The following is a 1,484-nucleotide window of genomic DNA, read 5'->3' as shown; positions in this document are numbered from 1 at the left end:
TTCCGCAGCGCTCTGGCCGCTGCTGGAGCCGCAGTGGAAAGATCCCAAGAAGTGGTGGGAGGAGCTCGCCAGCGCCCAAGGGAAAAAGGACTACGACTGGGCCCATCTGGCCATGCGCTACTGGCCCTCCCGGGTGGATGAGAAGTGTCAGGGGGATCCCTCTTTGGCGGTGGCCCATGGCTGCTTCTGGCGATACCACCCCGAGCGGGCCTGGGCCTGGGAGCTCCGCCTGCAGCAGGAGATCGCGCCTGACTTCCGCATCGAGGAAGCTCCCTACCGCCCCGGCGGCAAAGACCTTGGCGACGAAGGCGACGCCCCACACCGCTTGACCTGGCTGTCAGAACACCCTGCTGAAGCCCTCGCTGCCGTGGAGAAAGAGGCCACTCGCCGCATGGGTCGCGGTGACAACCGCCAGGTGGTCAGCGAGATGCGCATCCTGGAGACCGGTCTCTGGTCGGTCATCCCTGAGAAGGTCGCTGCCATGGAGCAACGCCTGAGCGACAAACAGGGTGCAGTGCTCAGCTTGCGGGCTCCTGATGAGGCCGAGGGCAGGGCCGCGATCGGGGAGCAGGCAGTGCAAACGGGGCTATTTGTTGACCCAGACACCAGGCAACCGGGCACCATGGAATCACGGGAGACCTCCTCATGCTGATGCCCATCATGCAAATCCAGCAGCTGCGCATCAAAAACTTTCGCGTATTTAAGGACGTCGATATTGTCGACATTCCATCGGTGGCCGTGTTTGTAGGTGCCAATGGCCGTGGCAAATCAACTCTCTTCGAGATTTTTGGCTTTTTGAAGGATGCTCTTCTGAACAATGTGCATATTGCGGTTACACGTCGCGGAGGCCTGCGGGAAGTGCGCAGCAGGGATCAAGATGGGCCGATCAGCATCCAGATCAAGTTCCGAGAAACCAATGGCCCATTGGTGACTTATCAGCTGGAAGTTTCCGATCAAGATGGACGCGCTGTTGTTAGCCGTGAGGTTCTGAAGTATCGACGAGGACAATTTGGGCAGCCATGGCATTTCCTTGACTTTCGGATGGGCGAGGGCACGGCTGTTACGAATGAGGTCGACTATGGCTCTCCTGCTGCTGAGATGAAGCGAGAAACCCAGAGACTTGATAGCCCTGAGATTTTAGCGATCAAAGGACTGGGTCAGTTTGAGAGGTTTAAGGTTGTCAATAGTTTTCGCAAGTTGATTGAGGGCTGGCATCTTTCCGACTTTCACATCCAGGATGCTCGTCCCAGCCAGGAGACTGGTTACGCCGAACATCTTTCGCCCGAGGGTGGCAACCTACCACTCGTTACGCAATACATCTATGGGCATCATCGCCAGATTTTCAACGACATCTTGGAGCGCATGAAACAGCGCGTGCCGGGGGTTTCAAATGTCGAGGCAGCCGAAACCGTAGACGGCCGCTTAGTGCTGCGCTTTCAGGATGGAGCTTTCAAGGACCCCTTCTTAGCGCGTTATGTTTCTGA

The 1,484-nt window shown here is 57.5% G+C and carries 2 protein-coding genes; both read left to right on the top strand.

Translation table 11 applies throughout. From position 1 onward, the window contains the following. On the top strand, nt 1-652 hold a 652-nt coding region (locus tag AC01FP_RS17550), incomplete at its 5' end, for a hypothetical protein (RefSeq protein ID WP_474482004.1). After that, nucleotides 652-1,484: AAA family ATPase (locus AC01FP_RS17545; RefSeq protein WP_474482003.1), on the top strand; the 833-nt coding region annotated here is incomplete at its 3' end. The genes AC01FP_RS17550 and AC01FP_RS17545, both read left to right, overlap by 1 nt.

Source organism: Cyanobium sp. NIVA-CYA 375 (genome assembly GCF_056108345.1).
This window is presented reverse-complemented; position numbering and strand designations above follow the sequence as displayed.